The 13,810-nt window shown below is 72.5% G+C and carries 15 protein-coding genes; 9 read left to right on the top strand and 6 right to left on the bottom strand.

Going from position 1 to position 13,810, the window contains the following annotated elements; all coding sequences use genetic code 11:
• Positions 1-21: 21 nt before the first annotated feature.
• The 3 genes from AB0D44_RS11020 to AB0D44_RS11010 all read right to left on the bottom strand — a co-directional run bounded on the left by AB0D44_RS11020 (position 22) and on the right by AB0D44_RS11010 (position 1,934).
• Positions 22-1,059: an RNA polymerase sigma factor SigF gene (locus AB0D44_RS11020; RefSeq protein ID WP_362587738.1), complete on the bottom strand. Its 1,038-nt coding sequence runs from the start codon at positions 1,057-1,059 to the stop codon at positions 22-24.
• Positions 1,056-1,469 (bottom strand): anti-sigma regulatory factor, encoded by a 414-nt coding sequence (locus AB0D44_RS11015; protein ID WP_030153599.1) that lies wholly within the window; start codon positions 1,467-1,469, stop codon positions 1,056-1,058. Before AB0D44_RS11015 ends, AB0D44_RS11020 begins: the two co-directional genes overlap by 4 nt.
• Before the next feature lie 204 nt (positions 1,470-1,673).
• Positions 1,674-1,934 carry a UBP-type zinc finger domain-containing protein gene (locus AB0D44_RS11010; protein ID WP_362587735.1) on the bottom strand — a complete coding sequence of 87 codons (261 nt, stop codon included), beginning with the start codon at positions 1,932-1,934 and terminating at the stop codon, positions 1,674-1,676.
• Between the two features lie 64 nt (positions 1,935-1,998).
• Between AB0D44_RS11010 and AB0D44_RS11005 the strand changes: the two genes are divergently transcribed.
• Positions 1,999-3,576 carry a Na+/H+ antiporter gene (locus AB0D44_RS11005; RefSeq protein WP_362587733.1) on the top strand — a complete coding sequence of 526 codons (1,578 nt, stop codon included), beginning with the start codon at positions 1,999-2,001 and terminating at the stop codon, positions 3,574-3,576.
• Between the two features lie 141 nt (positions 3,577-3,717).
• Here the strand turns inward: AB0D44_RS11005 and AB0D44_RS11000 are convergent, their stop codons facing one another.
• Positions 3,718-4,611 carry a pyridoxal-phosphate dependent enzyme gene (locus AB0D44_RS11000; protein WP_362587730.1) on the bottom strand — a complete coding sequence of 298 codons (894 nt, stop codon included), beginning with the start codon at positions 4,609-4,611 and terminating at the stop codon, positions 3,718-3,720.
• Positions 4,612-4,678: 67 nt separating this feature from the next.
• Positions 4,679-5,269, bottom strand: coding sequence for an N-acetylmuramoyl-L-alanine amidase (locus AB0D44_RS10995; RefSeq protein ID WP_362587727.1), 591 nt, complete (start codon positions 5,267-5,269; stop codon positions 4,679-4,681).
• 316 nt (positions 5,270-5,585) lie between these two features.
• Here AB0D44_RS10995 and AB0D44_RS10990 point away from each other — a divergent pair, with 316 nt between their 5' ends.
• The 5 genes from AB0D44_RS10990 to AB0D44_RS10970 all read left to right on the top strand — a co-directional run bounded on the left by AB0D44_RS10990 (position 5,586) and on the right by AB0D44_RS10970 (position 9,824).
• Entirely contained in the window at positions 5,586-6,995 is a 1,410-nt protein-coding gene (locus tag AB0D44_RS10990) for a family 2B encapsulin nanocompartment shell protein (RefSeq protein WP_362587724.1), read from the top strand.
• Positions 6,996-7,033: 38 nt separating this feature from the next.
• Positions 7,034-8,083, top strand: a complete 1,050-nt coding sequence (locus AB0D44_RS10985) for a family 2 encapsulin nanocompartment cargo protein polyprenyl transferase (protein ID WP_362587721.1) — start codon at positions 7,034-7,036, stop codon at positions 8,081-8,083.
• 175 nt (positions 8,084-8,258) lie between these two features.
• Positions 8,259-8,852, top strand: coding sequence for a GNAT family N-acetyltransferase (locus tag AB0D44_RS10980; RefSeq protein ID WP_362587718.1), 594 nt, complete (start codon positions 8,259-8,261; stop codon positions 8,850-8,852).
• A 144-nt stretch (positions 8,853-8,996) separates the two neighbouring features.
• Complete coding sequence (locus AB0D44_RS10975; RefSeq protein WP_362587716.1) at positions 8,997-9,578, top strand: dihydrofolate reductase family protein; 582 nt, start codon at positions 8,997-8,999, stop codon at positions 9,576-9,578.
• A 36-nt stretch (positions 9,579-9,614) separates the two neighbouring features.
• Positions 9,615-9,824 (top strand): hypothetical protein, encoded by a 210-nt coding sequence (locus AB0D44_RS10970; RefSeq protein WP_362587713.1) that lies wholly within the window; start codon positions 9,615-9,617, stop codon positions 9,822-9,824.
• Here AB0D44_RS10970 and snpA read toward each other — a convergent pair.
• Entirely contained in the window at positions 9,821-10,474 is a 654-nt protein-coding gene (snpA, locus tag AB0D44_RS10965) for a snapalysin (protein WP_362587710.1), read from the bottom strand. The two genes, AB0D44_RS10970 and snpA, sit on opposite strands and share 4 nt — an antisense overlap.
• Positions 10,475-10,684: 210 nt before the next feature.
• On the opposite strand from snpA, the gene AB0D44_RS10960 reads away from it, so the two are divergent.
• From AB0D44_RS10960 to AB0D44_RS10950, 3 genes are all read left to right on the top strand, one after another.
• Complete coding sequence (locus AB0D44_RS10960) at positions 10,685-11,701, top strand: LysR family transcriptional regulator (protein ID WP_362587707.1); 1,017 nt, start codon at positions 10,685-10,687, stop codon at positions 11,699-11,701.
• A 320-nt stretch (positions 11,702-12,021) separates the two neighbouring features.
• Positions 12,022-12,954, top strand: coding sequence for a hypothetical protein (locus AB0D44_RS10955; protein WP_362587704.1), 933 nt, complete (start codon positions 12,022-12,024; stop codon positions 12,952-12,954).
• Between the two features lies 1 nt (position 12,955).
• Positions 12,956-13,801 (top strand): helix-turn-helix transcriptional regulator, encoded by an 846-nt coding sequence (locus AB0D44_RS10950; RefSeq protein ID WP_362587701.1) that lies wholly within the window; start codon positions 12,956-12,958, stop codon positions 13,799-13,801.
• Positions 13,802-13,810: the final 9 nt, after the last annotated feature.

The raw sequence follows: 13,810 nt of genomic DNA, 5'->3' as shown, positions 1-13,810 counted from the left end.
GGTCCTCCCGGCGGCCCTGTATTACTCCTCGACGAGGAGCTTCTCGCGCAGCTGGGCCAGGGTGCGGGCCAGCAGGCGGGAGACGTGCATCTGGGAGATGCCGACCTCCTGGGCGATCTGCGACTGGGTCATGTTCCCGAAGAACCGGAGCAACAGGATCCGCTTCTCCCGCGGCGGCAGGCCTTCCAGCAGCGGCTTGAGGGACTCGCGGTACTCGACGCCCTCCAGGGCCTCGTCTTCCGCACCCAGCGTGTCCGCGACCGCCGGCGACTCGTCGTCGGTGTCCGGCACGTCCAGTGAGAGCGTGCTGTAGGCATTGGCCGATTCCAGCCCCTCCAGCACCTCCTCCTCGGAGATCCCCAGCCGTTCGGCCAGTTCGTGCACCGTGGGGGAGCGGCCGTGCTGCTGGGACAGCTCCGCCGTGGCCGTCGTCAGCGAGAGCCGCAGCTCCTGCAGGCGCCGGGGCACCCGTACCGCCCAGCCCTTGTCACGGAAGTGCCGCTTGATCTCGCCGACCACCGTGGGCGTGGCGTACGTGGAGAACTCGACCCCGCGGTCCGGGTCGAACCGGTCCACCGACTTGATCAGGCCGATGGTCGCGACCTGGGTCAGGTCGTCGAGGGGCTCGCCGCGGTTGCGGAACCGCCTGGCCAGGTGTTCGACCAGCGGGAGGTGCATCCGTACGAGCCGGTTGCGCAGCTCGGCCTTCTCCACCGAGCCGTCGGGCAGCGCCCGCAGCTCGATGAACAGGGCCCGCGCCCCGCTGCGGTCACGCGGATCCGGCAGCGGCGCGGTCGCCTGGAACGCGGGCGCCGCCGGGATCACGGGCGCCCCGGAGGCCGTGGCAGCGGCCGCCGGTGGCTGTGCCGGCCGTGGTTCTTCGTGCTGGTTGTCGCTCATAGGGCCCGCCCGTCGCTCCGCCGAGTCCAAAAAGCCGTCTTCCGCATCCGTGTCAGCCGGGTGCGGCCGGGCGTGCTGCTGCTCCGGGATGCCGCCGTCGACCTCGTGCCGTACCCGGGGCCGATCCCCGCCCCGCACCGGGATCTCCCCGCCGCTCACGCCGGGCCTGGTCCCGCGCCGCGCTGTTTGTAGAGGCTGATGCTCACCGTCCGGTCCTCCTCTACCGTCGACTCGACCTTGCCGGCCAGCGCCGACAGTACGGTCCAGGCGAACGTGTCGCGCTCCGGCGCACGGCCGTCCGTGGTGGGCGCCGAGACGGTCACCTCCAGCGAATCGTCCACCAGCCGGAAGACGCAGCTGAGGACGGAGCCCGGCACGGCCTGCTGGAGCAGGATCGCGCAGGCCTCGTCCACCGCGATGCGGAGGTCCTCGATCTCGTCGAGGGTGAAGTCCAAACGTGCTGCGAGACCGGCCGTGGCCGTTCGCAGCACCGACAGGTAGGCACCCGCAGCGGGCAGCCGGACTTCCACGAAGTCCTGGGTCCCGGGCTCGCCTGCGATCTGGGACACCCTCACCTCCAAGGTGGTACGAGCTCTGTTCGCCGGTGACGCTACCGCGATCCGGGCGATCGTGTCGCGGCACCCCTCGTGGCGCCCGCTGGGGGCACCCCTTCCCACGGCCAGTGACTGATGGTAAGCCCATGGGTACACACAGTGGCTAGGGGTCTGCGGGCCCAAATCGGGGGAACCGGCGGAGGGTTGACCTACCCCGCCTCAGACGATCGAACCGTCGACAAAACACCAGCGCCAGATCTCTCCCGGCTCGAAGCTCCGCATCACCGGATGGCCGGTCTTTTCGTGGTGCGCCGTGGCGTGCCGGTAGGGGGAGGAGTCGCAGCAGGCCACGTACCCGCACTCCAGGCACATCCGCAGCTGCACCGGGTGGCTGCCGAGCGCCAGACATTCGGGACAGGTCCGGTCAGAGGGGGCGGGCTCGGGGCGCGGCAGTTCGGCAACGTGGGTGCACTCGCTCATGATGGCCAGCGTACGGCCAGGGTGCGGGTGCGCGATGGCTCCGACGACACGGATGGGATCTTCGATGGAGGTCTTGCCGCTGGTGGCACTGGTAGCGGGCAGTGCGGCCGTCGCGGGTGCGGCCCGCCGGACACCGGTGCCCGCGCCGCTGCTGCTGGTCGCCGCCGGGCTGATCGCCGCGTACCTGCCGGGCGTGCCCTCCTACACCCTCGACCCGCACATCGTGCTGCCGCTGCTGCTCCCCCCGCTGCTGCACACGGCTGCCGTGGACAGTTCGTACCTGGACCTGCGGACGAACATCCGGCCCATCGCGATGCTGTCCGTCGGCTACGTGCTGTTCGCGACGCTCGCGGTCGGCTACGCCGCCTACCTGGTGGTGCCGGGACTGTCGCTGCCGGTCGCGCTGGTGCTGGGCGCGGTGGTCGCACCGCCGGACGCGGTCGCCGCCACCGCCATCGCCCGCAGGCTCGGGCTGCCGCACCGGATCACGACGATCCTGCAGGGCGAGTCCCTGGTGAACGACGCCACGGCCATCACCGCGTACAAGGTGGCCCTCGCCGCCGCGGTCGGGACGAGCGCCGGCTGGGCGGGCGGGATCGCGGAGTTCCTGCTGGCCTCGGTGGGCGGGGTCGGCGTGGGCCTGCTGCTGATGGTGCCGATCCACCAGCTGCGCAAGCGGCTGAAGGAGCCGCTGCTCCAGAACACCCTCTCGCTGCTGATCCCCTTCGTGGCGTACGCGGCGGCCGAGCGGGTGCACGCCTCCGGGGTGCTGGCGGTGGTCGTGGTGGCGCTCTATCTGGGGCACCGCAACTGGCAGGTCGACTTCGCCACCCGGCTCCAGGAGGAGGCGGTGTGGAAGGTGGTCGCCTTCGTGCTGGAGTCGGTGGTCTTCGCGCTGATCGGACTGCAGCTGCCGGTGGTGCTCAAGGGGCTCGGCGAGTACGAGGGTGCGGCCGCGGCCTGGTACGCGGTCGCGGTGTTCCTCGCGGTGGTGGTGAGCCGGTTCCTGTGGGTGTTCCCGGCGACCTTCATGCCGCGCTGGATCTCGGAGCGGATCCGCACCCGGGAGCCGGACACCGACTGGAAGGCGCCGGTGATCGTGGGGTGGGCCGGTATGAGAGGGGTGGTCTCGCTGGCCATCGCCTTCTCGGTGCCGATGTCCGTGCCGCACCGGAACCTGATCCTGTTCCTCACGTTCACGACGGTCATCGGCACGCTCGTCGTCCAGGGAGTGACCCTGCCGCCGCTGATCAGGATGCTGCGACTGCCGCCGCGGGACCTCCAGGCCGAGACGCTGGCGGAGGCGCAGGCGCAGAGCGAGGCCTCGCGGGCGGCGGACGAGCGGCTGGCGGAGCTGCTGGAATCGCCCGCGAACCAGCTGCCGCCACCGCTGGCGGACCGGCTGCGCACGGTGCTGGAGCGGCGGCGCAACGCGGTGTGGGAGCGGCTGGGCGAGGTCAACGCGGTGACGGGGGAATCGGCGGACGAGGTCTACCGGCGCCTGGCGCGGGAGATGATCGAGGCGGAGCGGGAGGTCTTCGTGTCCCTGCGCGACAGCCGCCGCATCGACGACGAGATGCTGCGCGGGCTGCTGCGCCGTCTGGACCTGGAAGAGGCGGCGGCGTACCGCGAGGAGACCTGACGGCGTCGGCGCGCACGGGGGAGCGGGAGCGGGATCCTCTCGCGAGGGGGCGCTCCCGCCGGCGTCGCCGCGGCCTGCGCCGGGTACGGACCGGCCCGCTCGGCGGCGATCCGCTCCGCAGGGGCGGCGGCGTCGCCCGGTTCACGGGCGGCCCGTTATCACCGCCGCCAGGGTGGTGCCGCGGGGGAAGGCCCCGGAGCCGGTCAGTTCGGTCAGGGCCCACAGCAGCTTGGCGACGTAGATCCGCTCGACGGGGAGGCCGTGGCGGGACTCGAAGTCGGCGGCGAAGGCCTCCAGCGCGGCCGGTACACGGGCGTAGCCGCCGTGGTGGAACTCCTCCGCCAGGGCCCAGTCCCCGGCCGGACCACCGAAGGCGGCCCGCTGGAGGGAACGTATCTCCGCCCCCAGGAAGCCGCCCGCCAGGACCGGTACGCCCAGCGCCCGCTGTCCGGGCCCCAGCCCGGCGGCCAGCCCGGCCAGGGTCCCGCCCGTCCCGCAGGCCACGGCCACCACATCGGCCGCGCCGCGCAGTTCGCTGCCCAGCTCGGCGCAGCCGGTGAGCGCCCGCGCATTGCTGCCGCCCTCGGGGACCGCGTAGGCCCCGCTCGCGCCGGCCCCCTCCAGCAGCCGGGCGAGCACCTCGGGCTCGGCCTTGTGGCGGTACTCCGACCGGGACACGAAGTGCAGCCGCATCCCGTCGGCCGCGCACCGCGCGAGCACGTCGTTGAGCGGCCGGCGGGCCAGCTCCTCGCCGCGCACGATGCCGACGGTGTCCAGCCCGAGCAGCCGCCCCGCCGCCGCGGTGGCCCGCAGGTGGTTCGAGTACGCCCCGCCGAAGGTGACCACGGCCCGGTACCCGCCCTCCAAGGCGGCCCGCAGGTTGGGCGCGAGTTTGCGCCACTTGTTCCCCGGCAGCTGCGGATGCACGAGGTCGTCCCGCTTCAGCAGCAGCCGCACCCCGTGCACGGAGAACCGCTCGTCGCGGACCTCGTGCAGCGGAGAGGGCGGGCGCTGCCGCAGTTCGGGATGGCTCACCCGCCCATTGTGCGCCGCACCGCCCCTCTCCCCGCACGTCAGGGCCATGACCCGCACGGGCGGGCGGCTACTTCAAGCGCTCGGCGACGCGGCCCCGCAGGGAGTCCATCGTGAAGCCCTTGGGGTCGATCTTGCCCGGCCGCCATTCCAGGTGGCCGATCACCGAGCGGGCCGTCCAGGCGTGGACGCGGCACAGGGCCGCCGCGGCGCGGGCGATCGCGTCGAGCTGGACCGCCGGCCAGGGGTCCTCGCCGTCGCCGAGGTTCTCGCACTCGAAGCCGTAGAAGTGCCGGTTGCCGTCGGTGTTCGCGCGGCGGTCCGGCGGCAGCCCCTTCTCGGCGATGACCGCCGCCAGGACGTCGGAGTCCCCGGCGCCCGCGTGGTTGGCCCGCCCGTAACCGACCAGGTGGACCCGGCCGTCCTTGGTGATCACGCCGTGGCAGAGGGGGCCGGGGAGGTCGGAGTCGCCCCGGCGGCAGTGGGACACGGTGTTCGCCGTGCCGTTCGAGACGGTGTGGTGGATCATCACCCCGTGCACCGGCCCCCAGGGGCCCTTGTGGTTGCGGTTGTGGGTACGCCAGGTGCCCACCTCGACGACGGTCAGACCCTCGTGGCGCAACGCGGTGACGAACCGGTCCGCGGACATGGGTGCGGCCATGACCCCCTCCTCCCGTGGACACCCTGTGTATCCACGTCACTACACTCCGGTGTAGTGGAGGAGTAGCTTCCGCGCCAGCGGATTCGTACGGCGAGCGAGCCGATCCGGACAGCGGGGTGCCGGAGGTGCCGGGGCCCCTCGCGCGGGCGCTGGCTGAAACCGGTGGGGCCAGAGGGGCGCATGGGGCGTTGGTGAACCCTAGAGAGTGCCCCGCACTCGGACGGAGTAGTCCCACCCTTTTGTGTAATGGTCCCATCACGTTCCGTACTGAAAGGCTGTGTACCGCAGATTCATGGAGTGATCGAAAGGGAAATACATGTCGGTCCAGGCGGGTTCCGAAACCGAGGCCCAGACGCCCCCGCAGCGCAGTCTCGGGACATCGGCCGCAAGGAACTTGGCAACCACGACCAAGTCCGCGCCGCAGATGCAGGAGATCACCTCCCGGTGGCTGCTCAAGATGCTGCCGTGGGTCTCCGTGCAGGGCGGCACGTACCGCGTCAACCGGCGGCTGAGCTACTCGGTCGGCGACGGGCGCGTCGAGTTCATCAAGACCGGGACCCAGGTCCAGGTGATCCCGGCCGAGCTCGGTGAGCTCCCGCTGCTGCGGGAGTACGAGGACCTCGAGGTCCTCGGCGAGCTCGCCCAGCGGTGCCGGCAGGTCGACTTCGAGGCGGGCGAGGAGCTCACCTCCTTCGGCAGCGCCTCCGACCAGGTCTTCCTCCTCGCCCACGGCCGCATCGACCACGTGGGCCCCGGCCCCTACGGGGACGACGCCGTCCTGCGGACCGTCGCCGACGGCGCGTACTTCGGTGAGGACTCCCTGGTCGACGGCGAGGCGATCTGGGAGTACACCGCCCGCGCCGCCACCTCCGGCACCGCGCTCGTGCTGTCCCGGCAGGACTTCCAGCTGCTCGCCGACCGTGTCGAATCGCTGCGCGAGCACGTGGAGCACGTACGGACGCAGCCCGCGCAGCGCACCAACAAGTACGGCGAGGCGGCCATCGACCTCTCCGCCGGCCACCAGGGCGAGGCCGTGCTCCCCGGCACCTTCGTGGACTACGAAGCCCGCCCGCGGGAGTACGAACTCTCCATTGCACAAACGGTCCTGCGGGTGCACACGCGCGTCGCCGACCTCTACAACCAGCCGATGAACCAGACCGAGCAGCAGTTGCGGCTCACGGTCGAGGCGCTGCGCGAGCGCCAGGAGCACGAGATGCTCAACAACCCCGACTTCGGCCTGCTCCACAACGCCGAGTACGACCAGCGCATCCAGCCGCACGACGGCGCGCCCAGCCCCGACGACATGGACCAGCTGCTCAGCATGCGCCGCGGCTCCAAGTTCTTCCTCGCGCACCCCAAGGCCATCGCCGCCTTCGGCCGCGAGTGCAACAAGCGCGGCCTGTACCCGGAGTCGGTGGACATCGCCGGCAACCGGGTGCCGGCCTGGCGCGGGGTGCCGATCTTCCCGAGCAACAAGATCCCGATCAGCGACGCCCGGACCACGTCCATCCTGTGCATGCGTACCGGTGAGGACGAGCAGGGCGTGATCGGCCTGCACCAGCCGGGCATCCCGGACGAGATCGAGCCGAGCCTCTCGGTCCGCTTCATGGGGATCAGCGAGCAGGCGATCATCTCGTACCTGGTCACCGCCTACTTCTCCGCAGCGGTGCTGGTGCCGGACGCGCTCGGCGTGCTGGAGAACGTCGAGATCGGCCGGTGGCGCTGAGGCGGCCGGCCGAAGAGCGACGGGGAGACGGACACGCCATGGCGACCACCGAGGCGATCGTGACCGGCGAGGGGCATGAGGCCGCGGCCCTGCTGGAACGGACAAGAGAAACGGTCAACCCGCACCTGCGCCGGACGGTCGAGAGTCTGCCCGGTTCGATGCGGCGCGTCGCGATGTACCACTTCGGCTGGGAGCACGCGGACGGCACACCGGCCGCGGGCAACGCCGGGAAGGCCATCCGGCCGGCCCTGGTGCTGGCCTCGGCCCAGGCCTTGCAGGGGCCGGGCGGGCAGGTGGAGGACGCGGTCCGGGCGGCGGCGGCCGTGGAACTGGCACACAACTTCACGCTGCTGCACGACGACGTCATCGACAAGGACGCCCGGCGGCGCGGCCGGGCCACGGCCTGGACGGTCTTCGGAACGCCGGACGCGATCATCGCGGGCGACGCCATGATGGCGCTCGCGCTGCGGCTGCTCGCGGAGGATCCGCATCCCGCGGCGGCGGCGGCCTCGGCGCGGCTCGCGGCCTGCGTCATCGAGCTGTGCGCGGGCCAGCAGGCGGACTGCGCCTTCGAGCAGCGCACGCACGTCTCCCTCGACGAGTGCCTGACGATGGCGACGGCCAAGACCGGGGCCCTGCTGGGCTGCGCCTGCGCCCTGGGCGCGCTGTACGCGGGCGCCGGGCCGGACGAGGTCGACGCGATGGACGCCTTCGGGCGGGAGGCCGGGCTGGCCTTCCAGCTGATCGACGACCTGATCGGCATCTGGGGGGATCCGGGGCACACCGGCAAGCCCGCCGGGGCAGATCTGCTCGCCCGCAAGAAGTCCCTCCCGGTCGTGGCCGCCCTCACCTCGGGCACCGGGGCGGGGGAGGAGCTGGCGGCCCTGTACGCGGGTCCCATGACCGGGGACGACGTGCGCAGGGCGGCCGACGCGGTGGACCGGGCCGGCGGGCGCGACTGGGCGCAGGCCCATGCCGCGGACCGGATGGGCCGGGCCGTGCAGCAGCTGTCCCGGGCCGTTCCGGACCTCGGGGCGGCGGGCGGACTGCTGGCGCTCGCGGAGTTCGTGACGCGCCGTACGCGGTGAGCACGCGGCAGACGTCCGCTTCACAGGCAGTACGGGCAGTACGGGCAGTACGGGCGCTCCAGGTGGGGACGGTCCGGTTCGGGCGCCGAGGGGTGCCGGAACCGGACTGTCCGCGTATCGGGCCCAACTCTAGGATCGCTCAAGGTTGTTGATGATTGAGCGAAGGGTGAGGCCCATGGGGCTGGAGATACGTCAGGCGGATCAGTCGGACCGGGACGCAGTGGCGCGGCTGCTCGACGAGGCGTTCCGCACCGACCCGGTGAGCAGCTGGGTCTTCCCCGACCCGGAGCACCGGGCCGCGGTGCACGGCGCGTTCCTCGGAGTCTTCGTGGACGTGGCCCTGGCCGAGGGCCGGATCGACTACGCGGTGGACGGGTCCGCGGCGGCGCTGTGGCTGCGGATCCCGGCGGGCGAGCCGGAGGGGGAGGACGAGGTCCCGGCCAGGATGCGGGCGGCCGCGGACCCGGACAACGAACGGTGCGAGCTGGTCGGCCGGCTCACCGGCGCGGTGCACCCCACGGCGGAGGAGCACGAGTACCTGCTGATGATCGCCGTCGCCCCGGGCCGGCAGGGGGAGGGGCTGGGCACCGAGCTGATGCGGCCCGTACTGGAGCGCTGCGACCGGGAGGGCCTGCCGGCGTACCTGGAGGCCAGCAGCGAGCGCAGCAAGGGGCTGTACGAACGGCTCGGCTGGGAGTTCACGGGGGAGGCGGTACGGCTCCCGGACGGGCCGCTGATGTGGCCGATGTGGCGCAAGCCGCGCGGGTAGGCACGGGCCGGGTCGCCGAGGGCGCGGGGCCCCGGGGGCCTCGGCGCCGGGCGTGCGCGCATGCGGTTTGCGTAACCACTTCATCTGAAGTACTTTATTTGACGTGCCCCGGTGCGGTGGCACTGTCGAACGGAAGAGAACCGCTTGCGCAAGCTCACGTACCTCGTCGCGACGTCGGTCGACGGCTTCATCGCCGACCCGGACGGAGACGGCGACTTCTTCAACCGGTGGGTGGTCGCGGACTACGCCGACGCGCTGTTCGGGCAGTTCCCCGAGACCCTGCCCACCCACGTGCGGGCGGCCGTCGGGATCCAGGACGCGGTGGGGGAGCACTTCGACGCGATCCTGATGGGGCGCGCCACGTACGACCAGGGGCTGCGGCTGGGGATCACCAGCCCGTACGCCCATCTGGACCAGTACGTCGCCTCCCGCTCCCTCGGCGCCTCGCCCGACCCGGCCGTCGACGTCATCTCGGGCGACGTCGCGGCACGCGTGCGGCGGCTGAAGGAGCAGCCGGGCCTGGGGATCTGGCTCAGCGGCGGCGCCGACCTGGCCGGACAGCTCGCCGAGGAGATCGACGAGTTCGTCGTCAAGACGTACCCCGTGTTCGCCGGATCCGGCATCCCGATGGCCCGCGCCGGCTTCGCGGTCCGCGAGCTGGAGCTGACCGGCCTCGAGCACTACGACGGAGGGCAGATCGTGAGCACGTACACGCGCAGGCGCTGATCCGCCGGACGCGCGAAACCGGCCTACCGTGGAGGTATGGCCGGTGACGAGCAGCAGCAGACGCAGGAGACGGTCGCCCCCCAAGCCGGGCACGCGCAGCACACGTGCCCGGCCTGCGGGAGCCCCGTCGAGACGGTGATCCGACGGCGCAAGTCCCTCGGGATCTTCATTCCGGAGTGGGTGGCGGGTCCTTGCCGCAACCCGCAGTGCCCGCGGTACGCGGCTCCGGAGGGGACCGGGTCCTAGCCCTTCGACCCCAGGCCGGAGGCGGCGAAGCCGTTGGCCCACAGCTGGTTGACGCGCGCCCGCTCGGTGGAGTTCGGCGTGGCGTTGGTGCACGAGGTGCCCGGCCCGCCGCCCGACATGAGCTCGCTGCACGGGCCCGAGTAGTGGTCCGGAAGCCCCAGCACGTGGCCCGTCTCGTGCGAGGTCACCCGGGTGGAGTTGTACTGCTGGTTCTGCCGGTAGTCGAGGAAGATGTAGCCGCGGCCGTGGCCGTCCGTGCTCGCGTAGGAACCGCGCGGGTCGTTGCCCTCGCGGTAGGAGAAGTTCCCGCCGGAGGAGACCTCCTGCAGCTTGACGTTGGTCACCGAGCTGTTCCAGATCTGCGTGGAGCGGGCTATCTGGGTGCGGAAGCTCGGCGCGTTGCGGGTGTTGTAGGTGACGGTCACGGCCAGCGCGCCCGGGTTCGCGGCGCGCTGCTCGGCGACCGAGCGCTGAACGGCTTCGAAGAAGGCCTTGTTGGCGGCCTGGTTCTCCTGCGAGCGCTCGTAGGCGGCGTAGCTCGCGGTGCTGCCGGCGGTGGCTGCACTGGCGGTGGGGACGACGCCGCCGAGGGCGGCGGCCATGCCGAGGCCAAGGGTGGTGGCCAGCACGGCCTTACGGGAGTGGCGCATGTGGGGGAGCTCCTACTCGTCCGGTGCGGTGGGGGGTGGGTCGTTCGAACCGGAGTCTGAGGGAGCGCAAGCGCCCGGCGGATGATGTCACTGCCCGATAGCGCGGGCCTATCGGGAAGATTTCGACAGATCAACTGGTGTGAGAATGGCGGGATTCGGGGGGCTATAGGTGGCTGGTGCGGTGTACCGGCCGCGGCCTACCCTCGGGACATGGAGCTTGAGGTCAGGCACCTGCGCGCCCTGTGCGCCATCGCCGACGCCGGCAGTCTGCACAAGGCCGCCCGGCAGCTCGGCGTGAGCCAGCCCTCCCTCACGACCCAGCTGCGCCGCATCGAACGCGCCCTGGACGGCGAGCTGTTCCTGCGCGACCGTACCGGCTGCCGGCCCACCCCCTTCGGCCGCACCGTGCTGGGACGGGCCCGGCCGCTGCTCGCCGAGATGGCCGCGCTGGTGGCGGAGGCCCGGGCGCTGGCCCACGGGCCGCGGCTGCGGATCGGCTCCACGGCCAGCCGCGCGCTGCCGGGCTGGCTCCGGCGGATCCACCGGCGGCTGCCGGACACCGAGACCTCGCTGGTGGTGGACGTGTCCCCGAACGCGCTGCTGCGTATGGCGGCGTCGGGGCAGCTGGACGTGGCGTTCGTCCACGAGGTGGAGGGCAGTCCGCTGCGGGTGCCGGCGGGACTGCAGGTGCACGTGCTGATGGAGCGCGAGCCGCAGTTCGTGTCGATGTCCCGGGAGCACCCGGCCGCCCGGCACGCGGTGGTGTCCTTACAGGACCTGGCCGGCGACCGCTGGATGGTGGACCCGTCGGTCGACGGTGAATGGGACGGTCTGCGGCGGGTGTTCGCCGGTGCGGGGCTGGACCCGCCGGTCCTGCACGCCGATTACCACACCGCGAGCTCGCTGATCGTCTCCGGCGAGGCGGTGGCCCCCTGCCAGCCGACCTCCGGTCCGCGCGAGGACATGGCGATCCGGCCGCTGGTCGGCGACCCGCTCGCCGTACGGCTGCTCCTGGCGACCCGGCCGGGCGCCCACCCGGAGCTCTACGAGGACCTGCGCGCCGCCTATCGCGAGGTGGCCCTGCGCACGCCGCCCTACCGGGCGTGGCTCCACCGCCACGCGAGCCCCCTGCTGGCGGAGGCCGAGGCGGCGCAGGCGGCCGAGGTGATCGAGGCGGCCGAGGCGATCAAGGCGGCGGAGTCGGCGGAGGCGGCCGAAGCGGCCTGAGGGCGGGTGGCCGCAGCGGCCCGAGGGTGCCTGGCCGCAGCGGCCCGAGGGTGCGCGGCCGCAGCAGCCGGAGGACGGGTGGCGGGGGGCCGCGGCAGGACCGGCGCCAGGCCTGTGCTTCGTCCATCCCGCCCTCAGGCCAACCGTGGTGCGGGACATCGGCATGCCCACACGCCAAGGCGAATTGCCTCATTTAGCCCTCAATAGGCATGTCGCGACCACTCTTGACTTCCCCCGACCGCGATATATCGTGTTCGCAGGAGACGCGATATGTTGCGTGCGTCGAGACCCGTCCGTGAACGCACGAGGAGGATCAGCCCATGGCCGAGCAGGCGTCGCATTCGACGTGGCACATCGCCGAAGCGCAGAAGCTCACCTTCGACGAGCCGGTGACCGGGCTCCGCGTCCGCCTCGTGAGCGGCACGGTCAACGTGGTCGCCGCCGAGGAGGGCCCGGCCCGCCTGGAGGTGACCGAGGTCGACGGACCGCCCCTGTACGTGGTGCAGGAGGGCGGCACCCTCACCGTCTCCTACGAGGACCTGCCCTGGAACGGTTCGCAGGGCTTCAAGAAGTGGTGGGAGACCAAGCCCTGGAAGGCCTGGTCGAGTTCGGCCTCCGGTCGCAAGGCCTGGGAGCGCAGCGCCGCCGTCACCCTCACCGTCCCCGCCGCCGCGCACGTGGCGGTGGGCGTGGTCGACGCCACCTCCTTCGTCTCCGGAATCCGCGGCGGCACCGAGGTCAACGCCGTCTCCGGCGGCGCCACGCTGGCCGGACTGTCGGGCAGGGTCAAGGCGCACACCGTCTCCGGCAACGTCGAGGCGCAGTCGGTCACCGGTGACCTCGGCTTCCACTCGGTCTCCGGCGGCCTGACGGTGGTCGACGGCGCGGGCGCGAGCGTACGGGGGGACTCGGTCAGCGGAGACATGCTCATCGACCTGGACCTCGAACCGTCCGCACCGCGCCCGGTGGACATCGCGGTGAACTCCGTCTCCGGCCAGGTCGCGATCCGGCTCCCGCACCCCGCCGACGCCCGCGTGGAGGCCAACACGGCCACCGGCGGCGTCTCCAACGCCTTCGAGGACCTGCGGGTCTCCGGCCAGCTGGGCTCCAAGCGGATCACCGGAACCCTCGGTTCCGGCGCCGGCACCCTGCGCGCCACCACGGTCTCCGGGGCCATCGCACTGCTGCGCCGCCCGCAGGCCGACGCCGACACCCCCGCCGCGCCCCTCGCGCTCGAGAAGAAGGTGCTCTGACATGCCGCCCGTCTTCGCCCACGGCCGCCTCCGCCTCTACCTCCTCAAGCTGCTGGACGAGGCCCCGCGGCACGGGTACGAGGTGATCCGCCTGCTGGAGGAGCGTTTCCAGGGCCTGTACGCGCCCTCCGCGGGCACCGTCTACCCGCGGCTGGCCAAGCTGGAGGCCGAGGGGCTGGTCACGCACGCCACCGAGGGCGGGCGCAAGGTGTACTCGATCACCGAGGCGGGCCGGGCCGAACTGGCCGACCGCGGCGGCGAACTCGCCGACCTGGAGCTGGAGATCCGCGACTCGGTCACCGAACTGGCTGCGGAGATGCGCGACGACGTCCGGGGAGCGGCCGGTGACCTGCGCCGCGAGATGCGGGCCGCGGCCTCCGCGTCGGCGACCCCGGTCGAGGACGAGTCGTGGACGGCGGCCAAGGAGGAACTGCGCAAGGCGCGGCAGGAGTGGAAGGAGCAGGCGCGGCGGGCCAAGGACGAGAGCCGCCGGGCCCGCGAGGAGGCCCGGCAGGCCCGCAGCCAGGCCAAGGAGGCCCAGGAGCGGGCCCGCGAGGAGGTCCAGCGCATCGCCGGCCAGCTCCAGGAGCAGTTGGCCAAGTCGGGCGGGGTCCTGGGCAGTCTGGCCGGAGCCTGGCTCGGCGGCGGCGGCGCGCCGCCGACCGGGCCGACGCCGACCGCGCCCCCAGGACCGGCCGCGCCGTACGGGCCGACCGCGCCGGCCGCGCCCACCGCGCCGTCCGACGTCGCGGCGCCCCCGGCCACGGGAGAATCCACGTGTCCGAATGGCTGGTCCTGGCCATCGCCATGGCGCTCGTCTGCGCCCTCGTCCTCGCCATCACGCTGATCCGGCACC

This window comes from Streptomyces sp. NPDC048349 (genome assembly GCF_040651925.1).
Taxonomy (GTDB): Bacteria; Actinomycetota; Actinomycetes; order Streptomycetales; family Streptomycetaceae; genus Streptomyces.
The sequence above is the reverse complement of the archived record's forward strand: the minus strand, read 5'-3'. Positions and strand labels throughout refer to the sequence as shown.

Coding starts and splice junctions, on each gene's coding strand:
- AB0D44_RS11010 (WP_362587735.1), bottom strand. CDS start 1,934: ATGAGCGAGTGCACCCACGTTGCCGAACTGCCGCGCCCCGAGCCCGCC.
- AB0D44_RS11005 (WP_362587733.1), top strand. CDS start 1,999: ATGGAGGTCTTGCCGCTGGTGGCACTGGTAGCGGGCAGTGCGGCCGTC.
- AB0D44_RS10995 (WP_362587727.1), bottom strand. CDS start 5,269: ATGGCCGCACCCATGTCCGCGGACCGGTTCGTCACCGCGTTGCGCCAC.
- AB0D44_RS10990 (WP_362587724.1), top strand. CDS start 5,586: ATGTCGGTCCAGGCGGGTTCCGAAACCGAGGCCCAGACGCCCCCGCAG.
- AB0D44_RS10985 (WP_362587721.1), top strand. CDS start 7,034: ATGGCGACCACCGAGGCGATCGTGACCGGCGAGGGGCATGAGGCCGCG.
- AB0D44_RS10980 (WP_362587718.1), top strand. CDS start 8,259: ATGGGGCTGGAGATACGTCAGGCGGATCAGTCGGACCGGGACGCAGTG.
- AB0D44_RS10970 (WP_362587713.1), top strand. CDS start 9,615: ATGGCCGGTGACGAGCAGCAGCAGACGCAGGAGACGGTCGCCCCCCAA.
- snpA (WP_362587710.1), bottom strand. CDS start 10,474: ATGCGCCACTCCCGTAAGGCCGTGCTGGCCACCACCCTTGGCCTCGGC.
- AB0D44_RS10960 (WP_362587707.1), top strand. CDS start 10,685: ATGGAGCTTGAGGTCAGGCACCTGCGCGCCCTGTGCGCCATCGCCGAC.
- AB0D44_RS10955 (WP_362587704.1), top strand. CDS start 12,022: ATGGCCGAGCAGGCGTCGCATTCGACGTGGCACATCGCCGAAGCGCAG.
- AB0D44_RS10950 (WP_362587701.1), top strand. CDS start 12,956: ATGCCGCCCGTCTTCGCCCACGGCCGCCTCCGCCTCTACCTCCTCAAG.